Below are 26,385 nucleotides of genomic sequence, written 5' to 3'. Positions count from 1 at the left end.
ACTGCGATTATAGCACGAACGAGTCTTTTCAAATCAAAAAACGGCATCGTTCGAGATGAACGATGCCGTGCGTGTCTCTATAACCAGACTGGTAATGAGAAGAAAACTAAGAACAATACGGTCAAGACACCGACGACCGGACTGAGTGACCGGTAGCCCTTCTTGAACAAAACAATCATCGTGTATGCGATGAACCCGAGACCGATTCCATCGACGATGGAATACGTGAACGGAATCATGATGATGACGAGAATCGCCGGGAAGGCATGCTCCCAGTTATCGAGCGGCAAATGCTTCACGTTCTGGAACATCATCATGCCGATGATAATCAACACCGGTGCGATCGCCGTCACAGGAATGATGGCAAAGAGCGGTAGCAATAAGAGCGATACCACGTACAATCCAGATGTGACGAATGAAGCAATCCCACCTCGTGCACCGACCGATATGCCGGCAGCCACTTCGACCGTCGAGACGGTCGGGCTTGACCCGAACATGGCCCCGGCCATCGTCGACAGACCTTGTGCAATGAGACCTTTCGGCGCATCCTTTTCTTTGTCGATTGCACGTGTCTGATTCTGAATCAAGCTGATATTTTCAATCAACAAGACGAGCGTCAGTACACCCACCGCGACTAAGAAGAGCGGAGAAGCAGATTCCGCGAACGAGATGTTCCCAAATACCGTGCCGAACGACTCGAAGAACGGTGACAATGAGAAGTTTCCCGTCCACTCTAGCGTTCCCATCACGGCGCTGAGACCGACACCGAAACCGATTGTCCATAGGAAGCTGCTCGGTCCCATCTTCAAGAACAACAAGATGGCGACGAAGAGTGATAAAAAGGCCACCTGGACGTTACGCTCTCCGAGGTCACCGATGTGGAGCAATGCCCCGCCTCCACCTGAGACAATTCCAGCCGCCTCGAGGCCGATCAAAATGAGGAAGAGGCCGAGACCGACCGTCAATCCGTCATGGATGATCGGCGGGAACGCGTTCGCCAATTTCCTCGCCACCTTGGTGACCGTCAACAATACGACGAGTACACCTGAGACGAACGAGACAGCGAGCGCGCTTTGCCAGCTCAACCCCATCTGTAAGACGAGCGTGTAAGTGAAGAGCGCGTTAATCCCCATTCCTGGTAACAAGAGTAGCGGAAGATTGAAGAACCCCGCAATCAACGTCCCGATGATGCTTGTCAAAATCGCTCCGACGAGCGCCCCCTCGAACGGGAGTCCGGCTTGTGTCAAGATTGCCGCATGCACGGCCGGGATGTATGCTGTCGCCAGAAAGTTCAGCACGCCCCCGTATGTTTCTGTTTTCCATTCTGTTTGTTTTGCCATAGGAATCAATCCTTTATTGGCACCCTCACCCACCCGTGTATACACACGAGACTGATTATATCCTGTCAGACATCTAACAAGCAATAGCCATTCGACTCAATTCCTTCTTTGGACCCATATATGAGACCGATTCCATCAAAAGATTCATTTTATAAAACAAGAACGTTTGTTCTTATTTTTAACGCCATTTTACGAACGAATCTGTTATAATGAAGGGGCAGGTTAACGCAGCAATAGTGGGGTCAGCCGCCAAGTCCACAATGGAGGAAGGCGGTGGTGCGGATGGAACAACTTTGGACCTGGGTTGGAGATTATGTCATGATCCCAATCCTCGCTCCGATCATCGTTCACTTGGTGATTCACCGAACATCCGATCGTGCAACGTCTGAACGCACAAAAAAATGACCCCCTCGGCGCAATGAGATGGGTCACTTTCTGATTCACTAACCATTGTGGCGGCTGGGACCACTCTTAAAGTGGGAGCCTGTAAGCCAGAGGTCGGTGTGTCCAGCACCGGTCTCTTTCTACTTGCATCATACCATACTTTATCCGCGTTTTCAGTAAGAGAAACATCATTTGATACGAAAATCACAAATAATTCAAACGCTCAGGAAACTTTATCCTGAGCATTTTTCATTCATTTCGTTATAACGAGAGAACCAGACGAGCATCGCGTCCGCTTCTTCTTTCGGAATGTCGTCAATTGTCTCGACGGACAAGAATCCTCCTCGAGTCGAGAACTGAACCGTACAAAGTCCGAATCGACGTTGCAAGAGCGATTGCTTCACTTGAATCTGTTCGATCCGTGGTTTGTCCGTCAAGAACGACCGGACGTTGAATGCACCCGTCCGCAATTGAATGAACTGATCGGTACGGACATATTTTGTCGTGACGTAACTGAGCACACGTCCCCCGATGATAATGGCCCATAAAAGAAGTAGCCACCATGCATAATCTCGGAAGAAATAGAGCACGAGTCCTGATAAGATGAAGCCGAACCAGCTGATTCGCAGTAGTTTGATTCCTAACGCCTTTTTTGGAAGTCGATGTAATTCATCCGACCATGTGAAGTGCTTGAAGTGCTCACGGAGTACTCGCATCGCACGGTCACGTCGAACGAACGGAAGAATCGTCGACGATTCATCTTTCAATTCATCCATCGTCCCTGCTGCGACAAGTTCGACTCCAACGATGTGGAACCAGCGACGAATGAACGTCTCTTTGATTCGAATCGCTTGAATCTTCTCATACGGGATTTCTTTCGCACTCCGGTTCAATAATCCTTTTTCGACACGAATGCGCTCCCCTCTTCGCTCGAGTCGGAAGTTCCCATATTTTAAGAAGTTGATAACCATGCCGATCACGACTGACAGCATCAGCACCCCGATGACGAGAAGACCGATGACGATGATGGACGCATGGACGACATAATCTTCGACCTGGTTGAACGCCCCATCCAAATTGATGAAGTCATCAATCGAAGAGATGATCGTTGAAGCGACCGGGAAGATGGCGAAGACAGAGAGCGACGTGATGGAGGCCAACACGATTTCGCGCGTGGACAAGGCATATAAAAGACGGCTTGGTAACGGCTCTACCTGTTCTGTTGTCGCATCTGTCATTTCTGGATTGTCTTCGGTTTGTGCATTCTGTTTCCGATGACGGACTTGCTCGAGAATCTCTTCCAGTCGTTTCGCTTCGGCCGGAAAGACACCAGCCAGTTTGAATGATGCATCGTCACTATTGGCATTCGTATCGAACGTCAATTCGACGACACCAAGCAATCGATAGAGGAATGGACTGTTCGAATGAACGCTTTGAATTTTATAGAGTGGAAGCGATTTTTCTTTTTTCAACCAGTTCCCTTCGATCACATAGACAGTCTTTTCATCCAGTGCATATCGGAAGTTTAACCACCCAAAGAGCTTCTGGACAATGTCGAGTAATAGGAAGAGTAGGATGCCGACTCGGATGATGATGCCGAAAGTCGATTCCCAGTCGTTGTTAAGCACAAAGAGTAAGACGATTGGAATGGCGAACGACTTGATGACTTCGAGAATACGCAGCACCAAAACGCGACTCGGGAGTCGATGCCATGTTAACGCGGTCTCGGTCATACGACATCCTCCTCTTCAATACGTGCATAGATGGCAATCTGCTCACGGAGTGTTTTCGCGAATGACTCTTCAATCGCATAGATTTCGTGAGAACCGGCCGCTGTTCCGATGGTGATGGTCTGTAACCCGTATTTACGTAGAATCGGTCCTTGTTCCGCATGAACATATTGGACCTTCGTCATCGGGATGAGTACGTCATGTGTCGTGATGATTCCATGATGAATCCGGATCTCAAGCGGCTGGACATCATACGTGAATCGTTCCTGTTTCCACTTTTGGAACCAGATGATATCAATCAAGCTATAGACGACATCGATGACAAGCAGCACGATAAAGCCAATCTGTAGCCAAGTCGGCCAGTCAAACCAGTATGATGCGACAACGAGAGCTCCAGTGATGAGGAGACCGATGATATAAAAAATCGCACTCGATAATCGAAAGACCGCCCGTGCCTCGATTGGAAGTGTTCCGCTGATTCGTTGTGGTGTGACACCTTCTTCTGGTGTCGGTGTTGTTTCTGACATGGTAAATCCCCCTATCGTTCATATGTATCTGTCTCTATTGTATACGTGTTTCTTCTCGAAAAGTTTCAGGATTCGGTCGGGAATGTACTTAAGCGTTCATATAACTTATCAAACATAGACTGATCCTCTATTTCGAAAGCTTGTTTTAATCGATGGATGGCCGCTAATCCTGTTATTTTCAAATTACCTGTCAGCTTTCCCGTCATCTTTATGGAAGCAAACGCACCAGCGACGAGGACTTGATCACATGTATAGGCATATTCATACGTTGACCAATCTTCTGGACCGGAAACATCTCGATCAATCCAACTTTCAATTAAGGCGTAAGCGTATGAAAGATAACAAAGGTCTCTATCCTTTCGGAGCACTTCTTCGTACATAACCAATGCATCGGCTCCAGCATCATTCCCGAACGGAGCATATTCTTGCGTACAATCCACATAGAATTCATCGTTGAAACATTCCTGATATTTCGGATGAGAGGTCAGAAAACTCGGTCCAACTTCCGGGTCATCCACATACATATGGTTGTCCCAATCAAAAGGGCATTCAACATATCCTTTTCTCAATTTTTGACGAATGAGTTTTTCTGCTTCTTTCATACATTCCGAATCGGATTCAAAAGATTTTACTTGTTGTCCCAATTTTTCCGTAGTTTACAGCAAATTCATCGCCCTGGATTATGATGTTCCAATACTTTGTAACCTGCTCAAACGACCATTTGTTCATTTAGATCCCCCCGCTCCAAATTTTTGTGGAGTAAGATGATTGTACCTCGGATGAATCAGAAAAAACGAACCTTCTCATCGGTTCGTTTCCTTTGTCATTTCGTAATCTCTCTCGAGTGTAATTATGGAGAGGATCTTTACTTCGGCTCGTAGCGGAATCTTGCGACTTTTTCGTTCGCTCTCGCATAGAGTGTTTCTAGTGAAAATCGACTCGGTCGAGAGATTTCTTTGGCGTATACGGCTTCAATCGTTTTGTCGATGTAATCATTCTCTTCTTGAAGATATTCCATAAGTAATATTTTATAGTCTTCAGAAGTCTCATCTTTATGTTTTAAACGATTCAGTTTATCAAGATATACATCATTTTCTGCTTTGAATCCCTCTAGCTCTTCGACTGCCCCTGCTATGTCAACGTTATCCATCGGTAAACTTGATAACATTAGCATTTTTATTTGGTGATTCTGAGCATCCCCGAGAATGGTTCCGGCATCAAAAGAGATCACCGGTCGAGGATCAACTTCTTCTGTGGAGGATGTAGCGTTACAACCAATTAAAAATACTACGCTTACAATCATCAATAGAATGGATATTACGGTCTTTTTCATATCCTTCCCCCTTTCAAGTCTAGGTAAAGACAACGGATGACTTAACATTAACAATGATTTCTCTAAACTAACACAAATCACTTTCATTACCAAATGATGCATTTAATGTGGATTGTATAATTTTAACTAGCATTTTATTTACACTTTTGAATATAACTGAGATTATTAAATGGATATCGCTATCAATTCAACCACTTCACATTCATCGAGGTAACCATGAAACAAAACATACTGAAGGAATTAATTCTTTTTTATTTTAAACAGATGAGCCGAAACGTATTCTATTTGATTGCACTTATCTTTATCCCGATTGTCCTCATATTAAAAATCGTTGCGAACGTGAACGAGCCGTTCGAGTACATGATGTTTCCTAATGTCTTAAAAGGCATAGTGATTCCTATTCAAGGTGTTATGTTGATTGTCAGCGTAGTCATGTATCGTCTTACTTCAGATGAGGCACAATACAGAAGTCAATTGACTCTTCCAAACATTGTGTGGATTCAATTTCAAAAGATTGTCGCCATACTCTTCATACATACGTTCTTTTCATTTTGTGCCATCTTACTCGGGCTTCTACCTGTCGTCACTTATTTCTCATTTAATCAAATCGAAACATGGTCCTTTTATCAGCAGCTGTTATTCCATTCACTTACTTTCTATCTACTTCCACTACTAATTGCATCGGTATGGGGAATCAATGTGGGTCTCCTGTTTGGAAAAAAGCGAAGCGGCATTCTCGTCCTCTTTATCCTATGGATATTGTTCGGACCACTGAATACAGAGATTTTTTCTGAGTTCTTCTTAGAAAAAGGATTTAATAGCCCGAATGCTTTCTTCTTTTTCGGACCTCTACAACCTGAGGTCATCTATTACGAACTGATAGGTTTTTTGAGTAGCAACGCACTATTTATTAAGAACATGTTGATTTTATGTTTTCATTTTGGACTCACCCTATGGATCATATCGTGTTGGGCAATCAGAAGGAGTCATCGTATTCAGATGACAGTCTTGGCAATTATGCTGTTCTTAGTGATTGCATCTAGTGCTTCTTTCGCATTAAGCCATGACCAGTTGGTATTCGATCGTTCTCTCGATACGGAAACGACAGAACATTATGAATTACCTTATCCATATGATTTTTCACAAATAGATTCATTTTTGAACTTTGAAATAATCAATGTTCAGTTGAAATTAGCGAAGCAATCACATGGTCAGTTCGAAGTGGAAGCAGACTATACTTTAGTGTCGAGTACAGAAACTATTGTGTTATCGCTCTATCATCCTTATCAGGTAAAACATATCAGTGTAAACCAGCGAGAAGTCTCGTTCCATCAAGTTGGAGATTTCATCGAGATTGAGGCTGTAACGCTCGGAGTACCAACTGCATTGTCTGTCCGATATACAATCCCAAACACAAGTCAATTCCCAATCACTAATGAAGTAACCTATCTGCCTGCTTGGTTAAATTGGTATCCAACAAAACAATCTTATCCGAACAGCAGAATCGGGTCTGAGAACTTTAAACCTGTGATTAATCGAACGAATAGCGTACCTGTCACGTTGCATTATTCGCCACAATCTAAGTTTTTAACAAACCTTATCGAGCAAGCTCCTGCTCATTATGAAGGTGTACAGGCAGGGGTTACGTTGTTTGAGGGATCATTTGAAGCGTATCAAGCGGAAGATCAAGAAATAATCGTCGATCAGTCATGGACACCACCATACTCGTATTGGCCGATTCTAAAAGAAACGCTTCAATCAATTCATGCACTCACTGAAAGAGAGTTTGGCATATCAAGCTCCTTGCCTGATAAGATCATCCTCCTATCGCCTAATCTTGAGAAATTCAGTTACCGAGATAATCAGCATTTACTCCTTCATGTGGGGAGCAATTTACGATTAGATCATGACCTACCAGAAGTCGTTCGAGCATACATGCCTGCCTTGTTTTGGTCACATTCAAACACAGACAGCCAAATCCAGCCGACACGAGCGGCATTCGATGATGCGATGGCTTTTTGGCTGTCAGTCGAATTGAATCTCCCCTCACCGCTCGAACCAGACCCTTTCTTCTTAGAATCAATTCTTAACGGGGAGGAACTGGTCGCATCTAAAGAGCAAATATCTGAATTCATGCAATTGACTCATCAACAGCAACTCATCTTTTTGAAAAAATGGTATCGGGATTTGAACAGTGCGTCAAAAGTATAAGTGATTTGGAGGTACACCATGATACAAGTGGAACACATCGTGAAAAGGTACAAGAAACATATGGCTCTCGATCATGTCTCGCTAAACATTGAAGGGATATATGGTCTCCTTGGGTCGAACGGAGCGGGAAAGACGACATTAATGAAAATCATTTGCGGGCTAACGAATGCGTCCGGTGGAGATATCCGGGTGAACGGTCAATCAATGATGAAACGTAAATATGCGGATACAGCTGGAATGATTGGTTTCTTAGCCCAAGACTTTAATGTTTATCCTTCCCTGTCTGTAAACGAAGTTCTCTTTCATCTAGCCCTATTGCAAGGTATCGTCGACCGCAAGAAACAAGAGAGTGCCATTCAACAAGCGTTAGAAAGAGTCAACTTGACCGATAAATCCCACCTGAAGATGGAAGAACTATCAGGTGGGATGCGACGCCGCGTTGGGATCGCTCAATTGTTGCTGCGTGAGCCGGAGATACTCGTCTTCGATGAACCGACTGCAGGCCTTGATATCGAAGAGCGAATCCGCTTCCGAAACCTTCTTCGCGACTTAAGTCATGATCATACAATCATTATTTCTTCACATATCGTGGAGGATATTGAGTTCTTGTGTACGAAGATTGGACTCTTATCAGACGGACACGTCTTATTCGAAGGCACACCTGAGGAATTGAAGAAGAAAGCAGAAGGTTCGTTGGCGGAAGCGCAAATCAATCTTATGGAATTGAATAAATGGGTGAAAGATCATGATGTAGTACATATCGAAGAAACATCAGACGGAGCCTGTATCCGATATTTTGATGAAGAGAAAGGCGATGCGAAAATCGTTCCTCGGCTTTCGGATGGTTACTTAGCTGTGATGAGGGCGCAATGATGGATATATACCGTTTACTAAGAATTCAATTGTTTGAATGGAGATATCAGCGGTTACTCGGGATTATTCCGCTACTTGTATTCTGTGTTTCTCTTCTTGTTTTAGTTAGGGACAGTTCCGAACTGCACCTCAGTATACAGATTGTCCATTCCCTCTATCTGCCTTGGATTTCATGGTCTGTCATTCTTTATTTTCAGCCGTTATATGACACAGGGGCTTATTACACATTAATCCCACACTACCGAAAATGGATTGGGTTCAATTTCGTGTTCCTGTTCATATTATATGTTATAGGGTATCTTTTATTGCTATTTAATATCGATGGCGCGTTCCGATTGATTCAAACAACTCCATTAATACTAGTTCATCATCTACTTTTACTAACTCTCTTTTGGTGGATTGGAGCAGCTCTGGTACTTCTTTTAAAGAGCTTCGAGTATGCGACTGCCCTCGTACTAACCTATACACTCATAGAGGTTATCACTCGAGGTGAGTTTATGCCTTGGCCGCATATCTTTTACTTCTATGAGTATTATGATTTTACAATTTATATGCAAAAAATCAGTTTGATCGTGTTCATTTCGTTAGTTTTCGTTTGTCTGGCACTTGTACGTTTGTACAAAAGAGATTGAAGAGGTTCATTCGTCTTTTATATAGGTCATTCTATAAATATTTTATACACACAAAAACCTAAAGGTGCACACGGTTTCGAGTACTCCTTTAGGTTTTCTATCAATCTTTCCTTCTCAGTCTTCAAAAAACCATTTCTTACGTGGTTCCACTTTTAAGTTGTCCCCATGTTTCTTCATTTCCGTGACAAGATAGCGTTCGAGTTCATTCATTGCCTTGACCCAGTCAGTCATCGTCGCCACGAGCGGCACGACGATGAGAATGAGTTCTTCCTCTTCCTCTCTCATCTTCTCAATCATTAACTTCGCAAAGTCAAAGTTCTCATGGATGAGATCCTCTTCTCGATCGATGAGGTGCTCGTTCTCGAGCTCGTAGGCCGAAAACAGACGCTCATGTCGACGCAACAAATGCCGAATGTGGCGATACAACTCATCGCTCAATTGTGGAGGAAGTTGTTCAATCGTATGGAAATCATGATCGAGTTTCTCGATGACATGGAGCGCGGCCCGGTTCGTCTCAATCATCTTGGACTTCAGGACGGCACGACGGAAGATCGGCGTCTTCTTCTCGAGCCAACGATTCGCTTTGATTTCTTCTTCAAAATAGGCATATGTTTGCTTTGAATCACTATGCAACTTCTTCGTCTCAGGCAAGGATTCGAAGGATGAGCGACCGCCTTCCGTTTCTGCAAACAATCGTGCGATCCGGACGACCATTTGAAATACCTCCGTCACCTGCTCTTCTAGTTTCCGTTCATATCGAGGTGGGAACAAAAGTGCGTTTACGATTAATGCAACAGTAATCCCCATCATGATGAGTAAGTAACGTTCACCCGCAAACACCCAAACCGGCATGTCCGACTGACTTGCCCCTTCCATGATGAGAATCGTCGTCAAGATGACGGTCCGTGTCGTCGATTCTAAATTTAAAAACAAAAGGATGGAGATGGCGATGATGATGACGAATCCGATGGCGATTGGTGTCGGATTCGGAGTGAGCAACAAGGAACCGACGGAAAGCAATGCCCCAATCAAGTTCCCTTTCATCTCTTCGATTAAGCGAAGTCCGGTCTGATAAACAGACGGGAGAAGCGCGAGTGACGCAGCGAGTGCCGGGACGACGATCTGTTGGAACTGAAACGCCTCGGCAATCAGTAAAACGATTGCGACCGATAGTCCGGTCTTAATAGTTCGAGCCCCAAATTTCATGTGATGGTGCCTTCCTCTCTTACGCTTGTCATATGTATTTTTTGCCTTCTTCCTCAATTCTAAAACGTACCACATTCTTTTCAAGCAGAATCGAACCATTTCAGGCAGTTTTGTGAACGCTTCCGTGTTATGATGGCGTTGGATATTTCTTTCATATTGATGGGGAGGGGTTTACTTGTCAACAATTGCTTTATTCGGCGGAAGTGGCCGTACAGGGGAACGGATACTTGAGCGTTTATTAAATCAAGGACATGACGTCAAACTTTTAACGAGACATTCGTTGGATTCAAAGGAAGGTGTCAACGAAATCATCGGAGACGCGACGGACAAAGAAGCAGTCCTAGAAACGGTACAATCTGCAGACGTCGTCATCTCGGCGTTAGGGACGGACAAACAAAACGTATTGTCTACATTCACACCACTCGTGATTGACGCGATGAAACAATTTGATGTAACACGCATCATCACAGTAGGGACCGCCGGCATCTTACAGGCACATGACAGCGACAACTATCGCTTTGAAACGAAAGAATCGAAGCGTTCGATGACAACCGCAGCGGAGGATCATGCGCGGGCTTATGAATTATTACGAGACTCCGGATTGGCGTTCACAGTCATCTGTCCGACTCAACTGATCAATGAACCATCGAGTGGAGACATCATCGTCTCAAAAGAAGTGTTAGGCACGAAACAATCAGGTCCAATCTCGAGAGACGATGTCGCCGAGTTGGTGCTGGATTGTTTAACGAATGATGAATATGTCGGACATCGTGTCGGCATCACGACGGAATCATAATTAGGGGATGGGAAACATGCACGAACAACGAGAACAATTAGCTCGGCTTGCTTTAACGTTTGAACAAGAGGAGATGACGGATGCAGCACGACTCGCCCGCACCGCCCTACAAAAAGTAACGAATGAAGAAGTTTGGATTGCTGTCTGTGGTCACTTCTCAGCTGGGAAGTCGACATTGCTCAACGACTGGCTAGAAGAAGGATTTCTTCCGACAAGTCCGATTCCGACGAGTGCGAATATCGTCACGTTGCGGGGTGGAAAATCAGCGGCATCCGTCGCAATCAATGATACGGATTGGATTTCATTAGACGCTTCTTCTCTATCAAACATTAGTGACTATTGTAAAGTCGAGGAAATCAAGGAAGTCGAGTACACCATCGAACGATTCCCGTTTGATGAACATGTCGTGTTGATGGATACACCAGGAATTGACTCGACCGATGAACGTCATCGCCAAGCGACAGAACGCTCGCTCTTCTTGGCAGATCACCTGTTCTTCATGATGGACTACAACCATGTCCAGTCGGAACAAAACATCGGGCTGATGAAACAATTTAGTCGAGAAGGACGTCCCTACTCCATCATCATTAACCAAATTGATAAGCATGACGAGGATGAGCTTTCCTTTGTGGACTTCAAAGCCTCATTGACGAAGGCGTTCCGACATCATGACATCGTCCCGAATGACACGTTCTATATTTCACTTCGGGAATTACAACATCCTCATAACGAAGTCGAGCGTTTGCGCTCGTATGTGCGGCATGTCATCAAAGAATCAAGACAGCAACAAGTCGAGCATGCGGATGCATTGATCAATACGTTGGTCCAACGCAACGAAACTTCGATTCAATCGATGTTGGATCAATTACCGACCTATGAGAAGAGTCCGAAGGAAATGCAATCTCGCCTGCACCGCCTTGAGAAGAAACGGGCATGGTGGACATCGTTCCGTCGTGAATTCTTCAAACATCAAGCGCCAATCGTCGAGAGTGCACCCATCATGACCTATGAATTCCGTGAATTGCTACGTTCCTATCTCGAGAGTTGTGCCCCTTCCTTCAAGGTCGGTCTTTTGTTCTCGAAAGAGAAAACGAAGCAAGAACGCACTCGTCGTGAAGACGTGGCCGTCAAAGAGTTCAACCGTTTGATTGATATGAATCTACGACCGCACCTCGTGAAATATGCAGAAGACATCATTCGGGATTTGAAACTTCCAGAGACTCTCCTGCCGAAAGGTGATGTCCTCCCGATTGCTCCGAGCTCACTCATCACTGAACAAGTAAAATCCGGCGCATCACTCAGTGGTGATACGGTGTTACAGTTCAGTCGTGACATCGAGACGGCCCTTGCGTCATGGGTGATGAAAGTCTCGGAACCTTGGGTCCATTCTACGGATATGTATATGAAGGCTGAAGTCGACATGCGCTTGGAACAATTTTCTGCTGAAGAAGACGAATTGTATGAAGCGCTCGATAATGAAGCATTACGCTTACGCCTTTTGAACCGTCTAGATGCTATCGGTCAATATGAAGCGTTGCAACTTGATTCAGGTCAGTTAGATCAGTTGGCCGTTCGAAACTATGTCGATGCAACGTATCTCCCGGAAAAACAAGCGAGAGTTGTCCAATCAGAGGTTGCGTCGACATCGATTTTGGAAGATGATCACGATTTGTTTGATTTTAATTTTTCTTATGAAAATGCGGTATGTGAAATATTAGAGAATCATCCTTTATTTCGCTCCCGTGTCACGACTCTTCGCAAGAAAATCGAGCGTGCGAAGCATGAACAATATACGTTTGCCATCTTCGGTGCGTTTTCAGCCGGAAAATCTTCGACCCTCAATGCCCTTCTCGGAGAGACGGTGTTACCGACCTCACCGAACCCGCTCACGGCGTCAATCACGAAGATTGTTCCGCCGAACGGCCGGACGAATCGTACAGCGACAATCACTTTTAAGTCACGAGATGAACTTGAGGATGAGTTACAAGGTTATGGGACTTCCCTCGCCTCACTAGATGTCGATCACCCATTCGTCAATGCTGTTAAATCAGCACCGCTCGATTATCTCGGGCAAATGGAGACCGTCGACTATGACACGTTCTGCGCGTTCGTCGCACAAGAAGAGAAAAGCTGTATCGTGAAAGAGATTGAACTGTACCTCGACTCACCGTGGGCGCGACGCGGCATCGTCTTCGTCGACACACCAGGTGCCGATTCGCAGTTCAACCGACACAGCGAGGTGCAATTCGGTTACATGCGTGACGCGGATGCTGTCTTGTTCGTCACGTATTATAATCATGCGTTCACGGAAGCGGACCGAGAGCTCGTCATCCAGCTCGGTCGTGTCCAAGGGACCGGAGACCACGAGATGTTCTTCCTCGTGAACGCCTCCGATCTTGCGACAGATGACGAAGAACGGGATGCGGTCACAAGCTATGTCTCGCAACAGTTGACCGCGCTCGGTGTCCGACGACCGACCGTTCTCCCCATCTCAAGCCGAAACGCCATGCAAGGGGATGACGTAGGATTCGACCGATTCGTCTCAACACTTGAACGCTATGTCGATAAAGACCTTCGTCTCGCGAACGCGATGCGTATACAAGAAGAGACGACAGCATTGCTCGCCGCCTTCGATCGCGTCTTACACGAAGCAGAAGAAGACGAGTCGTTGAAAGAACAACGCCGTAAGCAATTGATCGCTTTACTCGAGAACCCGCCGGCACTCGATGTATCAGCACTCATCGACCTGTTTGACCGGGAAGCGAAAGAACTCCTCGCCCACCTCGAGACCCGTTCGCTTCTCCGTCTCTCAGACTTCGTCAAAGAGACGTTCCACCCGGTCGAGGTCGACGGGTCGAGGAAGAGCCTGGAGCGTGCACTCGGACGTACACTCGATAAATACGCCTATGATATCCAGCAAGAGCTCCAAGTGTTTCAGTATCGGTTGGAGCGATACGTTAAACGCGAATTCGTAGCCTTGGTCGAACGGTTGACCGAACGTCAAGCGTCTCTCCTACCGACGCTTGAATTCGACCGTGAACTCGACGTGGCATGGCTACGAGAGGCTGTCGAACCGATTCATCTCGAAACACCACCTTATCAGTCGGTGTTGAAGCGCTATAAGAACGCGGGTCAATTTTTCGAAGGAGATGGTCGGACACAACTGAAGGATGAATTGACGGCACTCCTCCGTGACATGATTCGCACTCGTCTCGAGAGCATTCATAAGAAGCAGGTCGAGCGGGCAAACGAGGAGATCAGGAATTCTGAAATCGAGATTGAACGAGAGTGGTCGACTCAAGTGAAAGAACTCGCCGCTGCAGAGCTCAGTATGTTGACGGATAGCCATTCTTTTGATGAGATGCGTGAACGACTCGAATCGCTCAGAAAGGAAACCGTATGAACACATTACTGCTCATCGGACTCATCCCTGCTGTCGTCATGACGATTGTCTTGGGACTGTTTCTGAGATATCTCTATTTGAACAAAGAATAATGAAAACGGTCCTTGATGCGCACATGACATCGAGGACCGTTTTATTTGTGTGATGAATTATTTAACTATGTACAACAACTGAACCTAAACAAAAACATTATGACATTAGTGTTGAAAGAAGACACCATACAATCATATAGACGACGGAAATGCTATAAGCTTCATCTATATTATGGCAACGGAACGTTTGAGAATAAAGACCTGTATATAGCTCGGCTTGCCGATGTATTTCGCCAATCTTTAGAGCTAATCTTATTCTGCTACGAAATCCAGTCCGAGCGGATCTTCGATACGAATTGAATTTATTAGTTTCAATTGTTCATCAACGATAAGGAGTCGTCCCGTTTCAGTTTCTTCTTCAGCATCCAATTCTACCAGATAGGAACGCTTCAGGATTGGGTCATGGTATAGATATCTGTATAGATTGTTATCGTTCCAATACGGTAAATCCATCTTTTCGACAGAGAAATCTTTACCAAATGTCCATTTCACCATCATGCGTTCTTCTGTAGACGTTTCTGGATTATATTTCATTACAACTTGGTACCCTTCATTTTCATTGATCATACGGATGGCGTTATGAGCGTTATAATATGCATTTTCAATAACCTTGTAATGTTTTTCAGTATTTTTTCCAGTCGCATCAATTTGATGCATATTTCCGAGGCTGTCAGCAAAATACGTGTTCACCCCATCTGTATGAAGCGCCGTATATTCATACGGATCTTCTTCACCACGATAAACCTTCGCTTCACCAGTGACTCGATCAAGGAACACCATCGCAGCCTCTTCCCCATCAGTTGACTCATCTCCTGCGCTGACATAAGCGATTTGATTGCGCGTCTCTAAGAGCGGAGAAGGGGTTGGCAGATATTCAGGCGGCGTCAAGTATACCTTTTGCTCTTCGACGTTTGAAATCGTTGTCGACATGCCCAAACCTTCCACATATGTCTGCGTCCCAGTTTCATGGGACACAATTGATTTGAACCATGTATCCTCTCCTTGATGGCTTACAGAATCAAGCATGACATCATGTTCAAAATACGTGATGCGCTCTTTTTGAAACTGTTTCGTGTTCAAGTTAAACGTATAAAAATGATTAGCATACTGCGCACTATTCAAAGACGCAAATAATGTATCAGGCCGCGTGGTCTTCTGATCCAGACTAATCGGGCCAAAGTCCGGATCTTGAATGACTTCTTCCTTAATGACTTTTCCTTCTCGATCGATTTCAACAAGATAAGTGTCTTCCGCTCCATCTTTTTTCTCCCATATGTTCAGATAGGGGTACAAAAGAAAGATATGCCCGTCTGACGGTTTGAATGTAATGCTTGTGATATCGTCTGATATGACTGGTGCCTGCGTTCCTTTCGTTTCTAAAAAGCGATACGCAGTATAAATAGTAATAACACTCAAAATCGTTACGATTGAGCTTACTACTATTTTTTTATTAAACTTCATTCTAATTGAACCTCTTTCTTTGATGTATAAGAAAATAAATACGATACCTAAACATGAACGTAAAAAAGTCCATGGCGATATCCTATAGAGACCTATCTGGAGTTTGACGACAGAATGTGTCGGACGAGCATCGAAAAATTGTGGGCGACGCTCAGCAGTGGCAACGAGAAAATCATCAGGCAGCCGAGTAAATGCCTGTACCGGAAAACCGCACACAAGATCTTAAACGAGGAAAGATTGCTCTTAATATGACCAACCGTCGTGTACTTATTTATCTGCTGGATAAATCACACCAACTTGTTTTCGCACCGTTGTCATCACATCAGCAAGACGAATCATATCAGTTGCTGAATGCGCATCCGTCTCTGAGTTCCTAGCTTCAATTGCTCGCACAAATGCTTCAATCTCATATGACATCGGAGCGTTTTGCGTTTCTGATATGATTTCTGAAGTGCCATCCCGTAACTCTAGACGGACTTCATCGCACGTCGCGATATCATCGATGACGATACGCCCTTTTTCACCGATGATCTCAGAAGGCGTCGATGTCGCATGAATCTTTGAGTGCATGATAACTACGTCAAGGTCGGCATAAGAGAGAAGGACCGTACCACTCCCGTCCACTCCAGATTCTAACGTAACGCCGTTCGCCTGGATATCTTTCGGCTGACCAAACAGTTTCAAAGCAGGTCCGAGGAGATAGACACCGAGGTCCATCAACGAGCCGTTCGAAAAATCAGGATTGAACGTGTTGGGGTTCTCCCCTTTTTTGTACAGGTCGTACCGTGAAGAATACTGCGATTTATTGAAGACGGCTCGGCGAACCGGAGCGATTTGTTCCATCGCTTGTTGAACCCGTTCAAAGTTCGGCATGAACAGATTACGTAATGCCTCAAGTAAGACGACGTGGTTCTCCTTTGCGACTTCAATCATACGAGTGACTTCCTGGACGTTCGAGGCGAGCGGTTTTTCACAGAGGACGTGTTTCCCATGCTGCATGAACAAGATGCTCTGTTCGGCGTGAAGTGAGTTCGGGCTCGCAATATAGATGGCATCGATGACATCACTCTGAGCCATCTCTTCAAGTGACGTGAACGTATGTACAATGGAGTGATTTTCTGCGTATTCTTTAACACGTGATTCCGTGCGCGAGTAAAGTGCCGTCACTTCTACGTCATCCAACTGATGGATTGTCTCGATAAACCAGTCTGTGATGAAGTTTGTACCAATGATGCCGAAACGAATCATGTGAATTCCTCATTTCTATGTAGATTTTTAACAAGTTTGTTAACTAGGATGAACTCGAAGGTCCATGAGAAATATTGACTTGGTTCTTTTGAAATCAAGTAACAAGATATGAAACCTAGAAGAAGTATAAGCGTAGTTAACACTATACATCAAATTGATTAGGAGAATTGCTATGAATAAAACAGATATATTGCTCGTTGGCACAACGCATCTAAACATGCCAAACAATGGTGATTTATTTATGCCGGACATGCCAGATGTGTTAAGCGAAAAACGTCAGTTAGAAATTAAACAATTCGTGAATCAATTAGCAAAATTTGAACCTACTAAAGTATGTGTAGAAATGAATACTTCAAAGAAAGAATACATAAATGAGCAATTACAACGTATCATTCAGCAGCCGGAATTAGCAACCGCTAACGAACGTGAACAAATTGCATTCCGACTTGCACAACAATCTCATCTGGATTTCGTATATCCAATCGATTGGAATGAGGATGAGGGATTCAGTTTAGAAACCATTATTCATGATGAGAAGCGAGAAATGGAGGAAATATTATCATCCCAACAAGATGTCATGAATCATATCGAAAAAATATTTAAGAGTCGTACGATTTCTGACTATTATAAAGAAATCAATCACCCTACAATTACATTATCTATGCATCGCGCCTATTTAGAGATTGCATCTCTTGAAGTGTCTGGTACTAGGTGGGTATCACACTACTGGTATTTTCGTAACTTAATGATTTTTAAGGAATTGATGTCACTAAGGGAATCAAATGATCGCATCTTTGTACTTTATGGTTTAGGACATATCCATCTGTTAAAGCAATTCTTGAGTGAGAGCGGATTATTTTCTGTTCATGATTTAAACACATATTTAGTATGATTCCGGTATGTGAAATAATACCCCTAGCTTTTTTTACCTTTAATTTTGTGACTAAATCCACTGACTCTCAATGCGATAAAGAATTCAATTGATTGCCCATTTAATCTACTTAATATCTTCGTTAACTTTCGACTAGTTCGGCACGCTTTCTATCCTCGAATGGCCAGCGATACACCTGCTCGTCTTTCATGACATAGGCAACACCGTCTTCAATCATCAATGACGAACAGTCAAGGAGATGACGGGGCATCGGATAGGAGTCAATCCGTCCGTTCATTTGGACATGGACGAGACGAGCATCGATTGAAGAGATGACCCAAACTCCATTCGTTGACGCACACATCACGTCACAATCATGAAGAACTGGGGCCTTTCTCACTTCTTGATTGTACCGAAAATGTACGCTTCCCTCCTTTGAGAAACAGACGAGTGCCTCGCTCGAGATCCCATCTCCAAAGATGCCCTCGTCCCCATATCCAATCCAGATTCCCGTATCGTTCATTACAACTGCTGCAATTGCGTTTCCTGCATGAAAGGAATGATTGATCTGTCCATGCGTATCCAGCACCCACGCATTGATTGGTTCTCCTTCTAACGTAAACGCCCAAATGAACAAGTAATTCTCGTCGATGATTCGAATACCCGAGACATATTCATGCTGTTTAAGGTCTATGACCAGCTCATCCCAATTAATGTAGAATCGATGATTGGACTTTACCAAACGAGCGGAGCCCATTGACTTCTGCAGATCGAAATCAACCACCTCTATTTCATCGTTCATACACAATCACCCCTTATCCTCTTCCAATCGCATGAACTGTAACGCCTCTCGAAACTGTCTAGATTCTACATCAGTCACTCCTTCATCCACATATCTCGATTTCCAATAAGGAGAGAGGTCCACCTCTTCAACACCGATTCGTTTGAACCAGTCCAAAACGGTCTCATTCGATTGATGCTTTAATGAAACCGGTAAATCCAAGTTGAACTGGATGAGCGCATTCCGAATCTCGCTATCGGTCCATTGAATCTCTTTGGATTCTACAAACTCTTTTGCTTTAGTCTTTCTCCGTCTTCGTTTTACGGCGTCACTCGAGAAATCAATGGTCGAGACGACACGCTTTCTTCTTCGCATCGCGATGATCAGTAGAATCATTAAAACAATCAATCCTCCAATAAGGAACCATAACCAGTATGAACTCCCTGACTCCGTCACCGTCCCATCTGCTCCGAACGTGTAATCTAGAAAGTCGATATTCAAGAACTGTAATTCATCGTCCTCTCTCATCTGGCGTGACTTCCCTTCATAAAAACCGCTGCTCTCACCATCCTCTCCAGAAAAAAGGAGCACAATCCCTCCCTCCGTAGGGTCGTGAAACCATTCCCAAAATAGACGAGCCAGATGGATCAATCCAGTCACCAACACCAAACTGCCGAGCATGATCATCAATAATCGGGTTGTAAATCGCATCGTAACCTCCGTCACACATTATGTCCTATCGTATCATGCAAGATTATGGATTGTCAGAAAAATCCAAATAAAAGGACCGAAGATTTTTCGGTCCACTGTTTTACAAAATTGCTTCCGCGAGCAGACGGTCGAACTTACGCACATCCACTTTTTTATTCAGATTGATTTTGATCGTTCCCGCGCGCGTGAACAGTTGGACTTCTGAGTTCAAGTCGAACATGCGTCCCGCGTTCTCCGTCGAGTACATATTGATCGAGTCGTACGGAAGTGAGTAGACTTCAATCTTCTTCCCCGTGAGCCCTTGTGCGTCACGGACAATCAGGCGTTTGTTCGTGAATACGGCGACGTCACGCACCGTCTTGTAGGCAGCTACGGCCCGCTCTCCATCGATGAATGTCTCGGTGATATCACTCGGCACCTCACACTCTGAATAAAACGTCCACGACAAATCGCCAATTGGGTTTCCCATATCGATTCCTCCCTATATGAAATGAATGTACTATCCCCTATATTCCACATTTCCAGTTTGATTAGACCTTGAATGGGAAGATAGTGTATAGCATGTTGAATGTAGAGGAGGACGTCGTTATGATTGCGCAACAGGTGATCACATTACTACTCATTGGCTATTTCATTTATTTGATTGATTCCAAACGCAATTACTTCCCTGTTCCGGTCATCTTGGTCTTGATCGGGATTGGTCTCTCGTATATCGCCTTTTTTGATTCGGTGTTCATCTCAAAAGATATGATTTTCGAGGTGTTCCTGCCTGCACTTCTCTTTACATCTGCCTATCAGTTCAAATACAAAGATTTGAAGGACAATATCGGGATCATCACGATATTGAGTACGGTGGGCCTTGTCTTGACCGCCATCTTGATGGGATATGGCACATTTTGGATCAGTGAGTTCTTCACCCCGCTCAGCCTGACTGCTTCCTTCTTATTAGCGTCCATCTTGATTCCGACCGACCCCGTTTCCGTGACCGCGATTTTAAAGCGGAGTAAAGGTGAGAAGCGGATTGCGGATGTTGTCGAAGGTGAATCGATGGTGAACGATGGAACGAGTGTGGTCATCTTCACCATTTTTCTCAGTATGTTCGCAACGGGAGAGCGTTTCTCCACGCTCAGTTTTTTGACCGATTTTTTGATTGTGTCTACTGGAGGAATCGGCATTGGATTCATTTCTGGATTGTTACTTAAGAAATTGATGATTGTTAGTTATAAGAAGCACGAGCTCGTCATGTTGACGATTGTGACTGCATATGGTGCCTTCTACCTCGCCGATGCACTAGAAGTGTCTGGTGTACTCGCAACGGTGACAGCGGGTATGATGTTGTCTCACGAACTCGGAACTAAAGAGGATTACGAATCGGTCCAGCGTCACTTGGATGGTTTCTGGGACATCGTCATACCGATGTTGCTCGCTCTCTTGTTCTTATTGATCGGAATCGAAGCGACCAGCTATTTGTCTGTGTCACTCTGGACGTTCGCTGTTCTTTTATTCCTGCTTTCAATCGTGACCCGGTTCATTGTCATCGGCGGCCTCGTCTATTCGGTCCCCGTCTGGCGTAAGGAATTTAAAGACGATTTAACGGCGACTTCCTTACTCACGTGGTCTGGAATCAAAGGAACGATGTCGATTGCCCTCGTCCTCTGGCTAGAAGCGGAGAATATCGACGGGTCGAGCGAAATGATCTCCCTCGCGTTCGCAGTCATTTTACTCTCCCTGATCTTACAAAGCATCGGTGTTTACCCACTGACGACATACTTAACGAATAAACATGACAAATGACGGAACCCTTCCTTAGAGAAGGGTTTTTTAGATTCTTAAATTGACATTGTCTACTTTTAGTGTAAAATTACACTTGTAATATATTAGGAGGTGATTATGTTGGAAAACACTTCAACGCCATCCGCTGCCATTTCTACTGGAGTGGTGACGGTTGTACTTGCACTTGTTGCATCGTATCTTACTCCATCGTTTTTGAAGGTCGGCATCATCTGGGATATCGTCGCATTCTTAGTCATCGGCATCGCGACGTTCAGTTTTACATATCACTTTTATCAATCGAAACGATTCACATATTGGCAATACATTTCCTGCTATATCGTCGTCTGCCTGCTCTTATTCACCGTGTTTCTCGGTATCTCATGGATTCTGATCTTCATTAGCTCGGCGTCACTTTGAGTTCTATGAATAGGAGGGAAAAAATCATATGCAAAAATCTGAATTTATTGGACAGGTCTCTCGAAAAATAAAATTGATTCGTATTGAATCCCAGCATTCACAGGATGAGATGGCGAATTTACTTGGTATATCCAAAAAAACACTCATTCAAATCGAGAAGGAGCGAAATGAAGCGAGTTGGTCGACCGTAGTGACGCTATGCGCCTTATTCAATGAGAGTGAGATCCTCATCCATTTAATCGGTGATGACCCGGTCGAGTTTGTCAAACTGATTGCGACCGCGAACACATATGAACCGAAAGAAAAGACGCTCGGAGGACGTGTTTTTTGGCACGCAATTGAGGCAGGTCCCCACTTCATTCTTCAGCAAAATATCATCAGCGGACATTATCGTATCATCGACCTCGATCATGTGAGGTGGTACAGTACGTTTGATGCGGAAGATGCCGAACAGGTAAGGTCGAAGTTGGAACATCAGCGTGAGGTTTCAGATGACACGAAAGCATAAAGATTTGGTGATGGCTTTCAGTCTAATTGTCATAACAATCGTCTACTTTTGGCAGATGCCAAACATCGCGTATGACTACATTTGGTTAGTTGGCACAATCATTTTACTCGTCCTCTCGTCTATATCGATCACGCGCTTGATTCAATCATACGTTCCACTTTCTTTGATAAAATTCGTCCTGATTAGCGTGATTTTTTTCCTTTTACTCTGTTGTCTGTTGATCACCATGTTTTATGTCGTAGCGCTTTACCAGATGAATCACTTATAACGAATTGGAGGGTTTCCTATGAGATTTTATGTCGGTTCAAGTTTTGCGAATATCGAAGAAGTACGGTTCATCCGTGATGAGCTGAAGGCCCTCGGTCACACCCATACGTATGACTGGACTCAGAACGAACGCGCCACATCGATTGATGCATTACGCTCGATTGGCGAAGAAGAGGTTTCTGGAATTCAATCAGCGGACTTCGTTGTCATCCTGTTGCCTGGAGGCAAAGGCGCACACGTCGAACTCGGGATTGCTCTCGGGATGAATAAACACGTTTTCCTTTACGATTTGGGTGATCAAATGATGAATATGGAGGAGACGAGCACGTTTTATCATGTTGATGCGGTACAACGCTTGGAGGGACCGTTCAACGACGTTCCTCGACAAATTCAACATCAATTGAAGTCCTCTAATCACGCTTGAGCCGATGCCCTTTATTCTCGGCGGAGTGCAGCCTACCTAGTCCATGTAATACTTACTCAGCTTTGTTCAATTAATGTTTATTTAGTTTGTACTTCAATTAATCAATCATACCTAATTGCATCACCAAATGTTGAATCTCAGCACTTAAAAAATCAGTCAACTCGACCAATTCTTCCTCAGATGGAAACAAGGATACGCCTGCTACTCGATAAGTTTCAGGGACAGAAGCAGTACCACCTAAAGCTAGTGCGTTCTTATACTTTTTCAGAGTGTTGACTGGATGTTGCTTATACTGCATATACATGCGAAGTGCAGCAATCTGAGCGAGCGCATATTCTATGTAATAGAATGGTGTTTCAAAAAGATGAATGACACGCAGCCACTGTTTACCCTTTACATCTCTCACATCGTTCCAATCAATCAAATCAGTATCATATTGATCAACCAAGCATTTGAAGATATCATCAAATGAATCTATATTCTTTTCTGGACCATATAGGCTGTGTTGAAACTGATCCACGATGAAAACACTTGGCAAAAATTCGATAATCAATCGAAACTGTTCCAGTTTAGCTTGAATGAAAGCTCGTTCATCTGAAAAGATAGTTGTCCAATGGTCCATCGAAAATAGCTCTAGTGACATGGCTGCGAATTCGCCGACTTCAAACGAAATGGTTTGCGCTTCGAAAAATAGGTGTTGCTGTGAGAGATCATGGTGGATGGCGTGACCCATTTCATGCAATAACACAACGTAGTCATCAAATCCGCCGAAACGGTTCATAAAAATGAAAGATGATTTTGAGTCGGGTAAAGATTCACAAAATCCACCTTCAGCTTTATTCGATCGAGGTGATAAATCGAGATGGCCCTTCGCACACATGTCTCTAAACAGTTTTTCAAAGTAGGGATCGACTTCATTCAAGATTCGTTCCGTTCCACCGATTAAATCATTCGACGAAACGGATAGATCGTGATGATCCGAAAATGGAGAAATGAATGAATCCCATGGCGAAAGTTTCGATTTCTTCAATTCCTTTGTCTGTAGCTTCTGGAACGAGCGGCGAAGTGGCTCAAAATGTTTACTCACTTGATTCGCAAATCGCATACAATCCTCGGCATCATAATCTAGACGACCTAGCTTCATGAAGGCTAGGTCACGGTAACTCTTATCATTTAAGCGTTGCGCCTGCTGTTCCCGATTTTGAATAAGACTTTTCAAGCAATCAGTAATGTCATCCTCTTTTGAGACATACGCTTTATACATATGCGTAAAAGCTTGTTTACGGATGGATTCATCAGCATCGTATAGGTCTCCTTGAAGTTCCGCAATCGATCTAGAATCATCTATCGGATCAGTCAATTGACCAATTGTTTGCAAATACCTCTGTATGAGTTGATCCTCTTCAATCAATAAATCAACATTCTCTTCATGATAAAGACTCATCCGATTTCGCATTAGGCGAGTGACATGGTGTTCATCCTCAATATACTGTAAGGCAATTCGTGAAACATGTCTTTTCAGCTCATTGAGTTCAGGTTTTATAATGGTTAGAACATGATGTTGTCTTTGATTTGCTTCATCGCTATTGATGTCTCGCTGAACGTCAATATAGCTCTTTGTGACATATTCATCATATTTTCCAATCAATGCTGAATATTTCGATATGAATCCATCTAACTGATCAGAATCAATTTTATGAATAGTCGCAAGTACTTGGTTCGTCTCTTTTATTTCTTTATAGTCGATCAACACTGCACCTCGATTCCTAGTTAATTTTCTATATTATGGTTATAACCAAAATTATTGTTCCTTATATTTTCACAATATGCTATCCTTACGAAAATGATCTGACAAACGCGATGAAGAGAACAGTACATCAATGAATCTTTCGTAGAGAGCTCCGTCTGGTGAAAAGGAGTAAAGAACGTTGGTCGAAACAAACCTCTGAGCAGCGCCATGGAACTCCCCCCGAGGGATATGGCGACGGGCACTCCCGTTATAGAGTTGAGGTATAGTCCGACTCGTTCGGCAGTACCGAATAAGGTTCGTGCGGTGACGTGCGGACGAACAGGGGTGGCACCACGATGAGAATCTCGTCCCCAAGAATTCGTTCTTGGGGGTGGGATTTTTTTGCGTTCCGAAAGTGATCAAAAATTGAAGGAGTGATTGACTTGAACTCGTTTCGAAAAACCTCTGCGCTGCTTCTCGTCAGTGTCGGAATCTCAAACCTCGGTGCCTGGGTATACTTCATTGCACTCAACCTGATTGTCCTAGAAATGACTGGTTCGCCATTTGCTGTCTCAGTTCTCTATGTGTTAGTTCCGCTCGCCTCGCTCATCTCGAATCTTTGGTCAGGTAGCCTGATTGACCGAGTCGATACGAGGCGACTGATGATGTTATTGGATGGTTTACGAGCGTTCCTCGTATTCAGCTTAGGCTGGATTGATTCACTGTGGCTCATCTACGGAATTGTCTTTCTCCTCAATGTAATGAGCTCGCTATTCGAATCATCGAGTCTGGTCTACATGACGCAACTCGTACCTGCCTCGAATCGACAAAAGTTCAATGCGATGAAGAACTTTGTGCAGTCATCCGGATTTATTTTAGGTCCAACAATTGCCGGACTACTCTTCCTAGTTGGGAGTTCAACAACTGCAATTTTCGTGAATGCGTTCGCACTCGTTGTCTCGGTCGGAATGTTGTCGCGCCTTCCGTCCCATCATCGAACGAATGTATCTATTGAACCCTTCTCCGTCCGATTAATTATCGAAGATTGGAAAGTCGTCATCCGATTTGCATCGAATGCTAAATACGTGACGCTCATCTATGGATTGTTCTGTGTCATGACCATCTTCATGTCTGGGCTCGATTCCTTGGAGGCGTCATTCGCGACCCAAGTCCTTCACTTGTCTGAGAGCCGATATGGATTTCTCGTCAGTATCGCTGGGATTGGAATTATCGTTGGGTCACTCATCAATTCAAGATGGAGTCACCGTTTATCCTTATCGTTTTGTATTGGATTCGGGGCAATCATGACACCAGTCGGCTATCTCCTGTTCGCAGGCTCTTCTTCGTTCACGATGGCTTCCATCGGATTTTTTATTCTGACGTTCGCGCTTGCGTTCGCCAATACCGGATTTTTGTCATTCTATCAATACCATGTTCCTGTGGAAATCATGGGCCGGTTCTCTGGTGTCATCAATGTGGCAGAGTCGCTATTCGTCATCCTGCTCACATTCGGGATTGGACTCCTTGCCGAAATGGTCGGGATTCGCCCAGTCTATCTCGCATTCTCGATTGTCTTCTTCCTCGTTGGTTGTTACACCATATATGTCATTCGCGACCGCTCGAAACGGGAGTATTTCATACACAATCAAATTGAAGAAGCGTCTTAAG

23 protein-coding genes and 1 other annotated feature are annotated in these 26,385 nt (G+C 44.3%); of the genes, 11 read left to right on the top strand and 12 right to left on the bottom strand.

The window, feature by feature from the left end; all coding sequences use genetic code 11:
- Positions 1-77: 77 nt before the first annotated feature.
- Positions 78-1,340: an NCS2 family permease gene (locus KNP04_RS00195; protein ID WP_214874372.1), complete on the bottom strand. Its 1,263-nt coding sequence runs from the start codon at positions 1,338-1,340 to the stop codon at positions 78-80.
- Positions 1,341-1,622: 282 nt separating this feature from the next.
- Here KNP04_RS00195 and KNP04_RS15405 point away from each other — a divergent pair, with 282 nt between their 5' ends.
- Entirely contained in the window at positions 1,623-1,745 is a 123-nt protein-coding gene (locus tag KNP04_RS15405) for a hypothetical protein (protein WP_255349577.1), read from the top strand.
- Between the two features lie 212 nt (positions 1,746-1,957).
- Here KNP04_RS15405 and KNP04_RS00190 read toward each other — a convergent pair whose 3' ends face one another.
- The 4 genes from KNP04_RS00190 to KNP04_RS00175 form a co-directional block, all read right to left on the bottom strand.
- Entirely contained in the window at positions 1,958-3,457 is a 1,500-nt protein-coding gene (locus KNP04_RS00190; RefSeq protein WP_214874371.1) for a PH domain-containing protein, read from the bottom strand.
- Entirely contained in the window at positions 3,454-3,981 is a 528-nt protein-coding gene (locus KNP04_RS00185; RefSeq protein WP_214874370.1) for a PH domain-containing protein, read from the bottom strand. The genes KNP04_RS00190 and KNP04_RS00185 overlap by 4 nt, the downstream gene beginning before the upstream one ends.
- A gap of 65 nt (positions 3,982-4,046) precedes the next feature.
- Positions 4,047-4,625: a WGR domain-containing protein gene (locus KNP04_RS00180; RefSeq protein ID WP_214874369.1), complete on the bottom strand. Its 579-nt coding sequence runs from the start codon at positions 4,623-4,625 to the stop codon at positions 4,047-4,049.
- A 221-nt stretch (positions 4,626-4,846) separates the two neighbouring features.
- Entirely contained in the window at positions 4,847-5,314 is a 468-nt protein-coding gene (locus tag KNP04_RS00175) for a hypothetical protein (RefSeq protein WP_214874368.1), read from the bottom strand.
- A gap of 264 nt (positions 5,315-5,578) precedes the next feature.
- Here KNP04_RS00175 and KNP04_RS00170 point away from each other — a divergent pair, with 264 nt between their 5' ends.
- Together KNP04_RS00170 and KNP04_RS00165 are read left to right on the top strand one after the other, a co-directional pair.
- Positions 5,579-7,525: a hypothetical protein gene (locus KNP04_RS00170; RefSeq protein ID WP_214874367.1), complete on the top strand. Its 1,947-nt coding sequence runs from the start codon at positions 5,579-5,581 to the stop codon at positions 7,523-7,525.
- A gap of 18 nt (positions 7,526-7,543) precedes the next feature.
- Positions 7,544-8,398 (top strand): ATP-binding cassette domain-containing protein, encoded by an 855-nt coding sequence (locus KNP04_RS00165; RefSeq protein ID WP_214874366.1) that lies wholly within the window; start codon positions 7,544-7,546, stop codon positions 8,396-8,398.
- A gap of 746 nt (positions 8,399-9,144) precedes the next feature.
- On the opposite strand, the gene KNP04_RS00160 is transcribed toward KNP04_RS00165, so the two are convergent.
- On the bottom strand, positions 9,145-10,236 hold the full coding sequence (locus KNP04_RS00160) for an FUSC family protein (protein ID WP_214783047.1): 1,092 nt from the start codon (positions 10,234-10,236) through the stop codon (positions 9,145-9,147).
- Between the two features lie 175 nt (positions 10,237-10,411).
- On the opposite strand from KNP04_RS00160, the gene KNP04_RS00155 reads away from it, so the two are divergent.
- Complete coding sequence (locus tag KNP04_RS00155) at positions 10,412-11,032, top strand: NAD(P)-dependent oxidoreductase (protein ID WP_214783050.1); 621 nt, start codon at positions 10,412-10,414, stop codon at positions 11,030-11,032.
- Between the two features lie 16 nt (positions 11,033-11,048).
- Positions 11,049-14,435: a dynamin family protein gene (locus KNP04_RS00150; protein WP_214874365.1), complete on the top strand. Its 3,387-nt coding sequence runs from the start codon at positions 11,049-11,051 to the stop codon at positions 14,433-14,435.
- A gap of 344 nt (positions 14,436-14,779) precedes the next feature.
- On the opposite strand, the gene KNP04_RS00145 is transcribed toward KNP04_RS00150, so the two are convergent.
- Positions 14,780-15,988 carry a hypothetical protein gene (locus tag KNP04_RS00145; protein ID WP_214874364.1) on the bottom strand — a complete coding sequence of 403 codons (1,209 nt, stop codon included), beginning with the start codon at positions 15,986-15,988 and terminating at the stop codon, positions 14,780-14,782.
- Between the two features lie 267 nt (positions 15,989-16,255).
- Complete coding sequence (locus KNP04_RS00140) at positions 16,256-17,236, bottom strand: Gfo/Idh/MocA family protein (protein WP_214874363.1); 981 nt, start codon at positions 17,234-17,236, stop codon at positions 16,256-16,258.
- Positions 17,237-17,408: 172 nt separating this feature from the next.
- Here KNP04_RS00140 and KNP04_RS00135 point away from each other — a divergent pair, with 172 nt between their 5' ends.
- Positions 17,409-18,128 carry a DUF5694 domain-containing protein gene (locus KNP04_RS00135; RefSeq protein WP_214874362.1) on the top strand — a complete coding sequence of 240 codons (720 nt, stop codon included), beginning with the start codon at positions 17,409-17,411 and terminating at the stop codon, positions 18,126-18,128.
- Positions 18,129-18,249: 121 nt separating this feature from the next.
- On the opposite strand, the gene KNP04_RS00130 is transcribed toward KNP04_RS00135, so the two are convergent.
- From KNP04_RS00130 to KNP04_RS00120, 3 genes are all read right to left on the bottom strand, one after another.
- Positions 18,250-18,909 (bottom strand): hypothetical protein, encoded by a 660-nt coding sequence (locus KNP04_RS00130; protein WP_214874361.1) that lies wholly within the window; start codon positions 18,907-18,909, stop codon positions 18,250-18,252.
- Positions 18,910-18,915: 6 nt separating this feature from the next.
- On the bottom strand, positions 18,916-19,599 hold the full coding sequence (locus KNP04_RS00125) for a hypothetical protein (RefSeq protein WP_214874360.1): 684 nt from the start codon (positions 19,597-19,599) through the stop codon (positions 18,916-18,918).
- Between the two features lie 100 nt (positions 19,600-19,699).
- Positions 19,700-20,068 (bottom strand): PH domain-containing protein, encoded by a 369-nt coding sequence (locus KNP04_RS00120; protein ID WP_214692319.1) that lies wholly within the window; start codon positions 20,066-20,068, stop codon positions 19,700-19,702.
- 119 nt (positions 20,069-20,187) lie between these two features.
- Here KNP04_RS00120 and KNP04_RS00115 point away from each other — a divergent pair, with 119 nt between their 5' ends.
- The 4 genes from KNP04_RS00115 to KNP04_RS00100 all read left to right on the top strand — a co-directional run bounded on the left by KNP04_RS00115 (position 20,188) and on the right by KNP04_RS00100 (position 22,988).
- Positions 20,188-21,393, top strand: coding sequence for a cation:proton antiporter (locus KNP04_RS00115; RefSeq protein ID WP_214874359.1), 1,206 nt, complete (start codon positions 20,188-20,190; stop codon positions 21,391-21,393).
- Between the two features lie 99 nt (positions 21,394-21,492).
- Complete coding sequence (locus KNP04_RS00110) at positions 21,493-21,789, top strand: hypothetical protein (RefSeq protein ID WP_214874358.1); 297 nt, start codon at positions 21,493-21,495, stop codon at positions 21,787-21,789.
- Positions 21,790-21,817: 28 nt separating this feature from the next.
- Positions 21,818-22,297, top strand: a complete 480-nt coding sequence (locus KNP04_RS00105) for a helix-turn-helix transcriptional regulator (RefSeq protein ID WP_214874357.1) — start codon at positions 21,818-21,820, stop codon at positions 22,295-22,297.
- Positions 22,298-22,583: 286 nt separating this feature from the next.
- Entirely contained in the window at positions 22,584-22,988 is a 405-nt protein-coding gene (locus KNP04_RS00100; RefSeq protein ID WP_214874356.1) for a nucleoside 2-deoxyribosyltransferase, read from the top strand.
- A gap of 97 nt (positions 22,989-23,085) precedes the next feature.
- On the opposite strand, the gene KNP04_RS00095 is transcribed toward KNP04_RS00100, so the two are convergent.
- Positions 23,086-24,738: a M3 family metallopeptidase gene (locus KNP04_RS00095; RefSeq protein WP_214874355.1), complete on the bottom strand. Its 1,653-nt coding sequence runs from the start codon at positions 24,736-24,738 to the stop codon at positions 23,086-23,088.
- Positions 24,739-24,839: 101 nt separating this feature from the next.
- Positions 24,840-25,093, top strand: a binding site (T-box leader).
- A 67-nt stretch (positions 25,094-25,160) separates the two neighbouring features.
- Between KNP04_RS00095 and KNP04_RS00090 the strand changes: the two genes are divergently transcribed.
- Entirely contained in the window at positions 25,161-26,384 is a 1,224-nt protein-coding gene (locus KNP04_RS00090) for an MFS transporter (protein WP_214874354.1), read from the top strand.
- Position 26,385: the final 1 nt, after the last annotated feature.

It is taken from the genome of Exiguobacterium sp. CH10, from assembly GCF_018617635.1.
Taxonomy (GTDB): Bacteria; Bacillota; Bacilli; order Exiguobacteriales; family Exiguobacteriaceae; genus Exiguobacterium; species Exiguobacterium aestuarii_A.
The sequence above is the reverse complement of the archived record's forward strand: the minus strand, read 5'-3'. Positions and strand labels throughout refer to the sequence as shown.

Excerpts from the sequence above, each read along its gene's own strand:
- KNP04_RS00150 (WP_214874365.1), top strand. The coding sequence starts at position 11,049 with ATGCACGAACAACGAGAACAATTAGCTCGGCTTGCTTTAACGTTTGAA.
- KNP04_RS00130 (WP_214874361.1), bottom strand. The coding sequence starts at position 18,909 with ATGAACGATGAAATAGAGGTGGTTGATTTCGATCTGCAGAAGTCAATG.
- KNP04_RS00185 (WP_214874370.1), bottom strand. The coding sequence starts at position 3,981 with ATGTCAGAAACAACACCGACACCAGAAGAAGGTGTCACACCACAACGA.
- KNP04_RS00175 (WP_214874368.1), bottom strand. The coding sequence starts at position 5,314 with ATGAAAAAGACCGTAATATCCATTCTATTGATGATTGTAAGCGTAGTA.
- KNP04_RS00195 (WP_214874372.1), bottom strand. The coding sequence starts at position 1,340 with ATGGCAAAACAAACAGAATGGAAAACAGAAACATACGGGGGCGTGCTG.
- KNP04_RS00140 (WP_214874363.1), bottom strand. The coding sequence starts at position 17,236 with ATGATTCGTTTCGGCATCATTGGTACAAACTTCATCACAGACTGGTTT.
- KNP04_RS00165 (WP_214874366.1), top strand. The coding sequence starts at position 7,544 with ATGATACAAGTGGAACACATCGTGAAAAGGTACAAGAAACATATGGCT.
- KNP04_RS00170 (WP_214874367.1), top strand. The coding sequence starts at position 5,579 with ATGAGCCGAAACGTATTCTATTTGATTGCACTTATCTTTATCCCGATT.
- KNP04_RS00125 (WP_214874360.1), bottom strand. The coding sequence starts at position 19,599 with ATGCGATTTACAACCCGATTATTGATGATCATGCTCGGCAGTTTGGTG.
- KNP04_RS00190 (WP_214874371.1), bottom strand. The coding sequence starts at position 3,457 with ATGACCGAGACCGCGTTAACATGGCATCGACTCCCGAGTCGCGTTTTG.
- KNP04_RS00120 (WP_214692319.1), bottom strand. The coding sequence starts at position 20,068 with ATGGGAAACCCAATTGGCGATTTGTCGTGGACGTTTTATTCAGAGTGT.
- KNP04_RS00105 (WP_214874357.1), top strand. The coding sequence starts at position 21,818 with ATGCAAAAATCTGAATTTATTGGACAGGTCTCTCGAAAAATAAAATTG.
- KNP04_RS00100 (WP_214874356.1), top strand. The coding sequence starts at position 22,584 with ATGAGATTTTATGTCGGTTCAAGTTTTGCGAATATCGAAGAAGTACGG.
- KNP04_RS00135 (WP_214874362.1), top strand. The coding sequence starts at position 17,409 with ATGAATAAAACAGATATATTGCTCGTTGGCACAACGCATCTAAACATG.
- KNP04_RS00115 (WP_214874359.1), top strand. The coding sequence starts at position 20,188 with ATGATTGCGCAACAGGTGATCACATTACTACTCATTGGCTATTTCATT.
- KNP04_RS00160 (WP_214783047.1), bottom strand. The coding sequence starts at position 10,236 with ATGAAATTTGGGGCTCGAACTATTAAGACCGGACTATCGGTCGCAATC.
- KNP04_RS00145 (WP_214874364.1), bottom strand. The coding sequence starts at position 15,988 with ATGAAGTTTAATAAAAAAATAGTAGTAAGCTCAATCGTAACGATTTTG.
- KNP04_RS15405 (WP_255349577.1), top strand. The coding sequence starts at position 1,623 with ATGGAACAACTTTGGACCTGGGTTGGAGATTATGTCATGATCCCAATC.